This is a genomic window from Bacillus sp. AFS037270, assembly GCF_002585305.1.
Genome location: NZ_NUNF01000114.1, coordinates 1 through 488 on the forward strand (window position 1 = coordinate 1; position 488 = coordinate 488).

Consider the following 488-nt stretch of genomic DNA (forward strand, 5'->3'; position numbering starts at 1 on the left):
CAGCACAGCCAGCTTATTTATCTTGTGTTAAAGATGCGTCTACAAAGGAAATTGTTACCCACCATCTTTCCAGGAATCTGAAGATGGATATCGTTTATGATACTCTTAAGAAACTTTCAGACTCACTTAATGGTATGGTACACCCCGAAGCAATTCTTCACTCAGACCAAGGCTTCCACTACACGCACCCGGAGTTCCAAAAGCGAGTGAAAAAGATGAAACTAACCCAGTCAATGTCCCGTAAGGGAAACTGTTGGGACAACGCACCAATGGAATCCTTCTTTGGTCATTTAAAAGATGAAGTTAACTATAAAGAATGTGAAAGTTTTGAGGAATTACAGGAACTGATAGGAAATTATATTGAGGAATATAACAATGATCGTTATCAATGGGGGTTAAATAAAATGACTCCGGCCCAATACCGGAGTCATCTACTAGCTGCATAAAAAGGTCTTTTTTTAACTGTCCACTTTATGGGTTACAGTTCA

General features: G+C 39.1%; 1 protein-coding gene. It reads left to right on the plus strand.

The features are described 5' to 3' along the window. Nucleotides 1-446, plus strand: a 446-nt coding sequence (locus COD92_RS30710; RefSeq protein WP_141561166.1) for an IS3 family transposase, incomplete at its 5' end; no start/stop codon positions are given. Between the last annotated feature and the right edge of the window lie 42 nt (nt 447-488).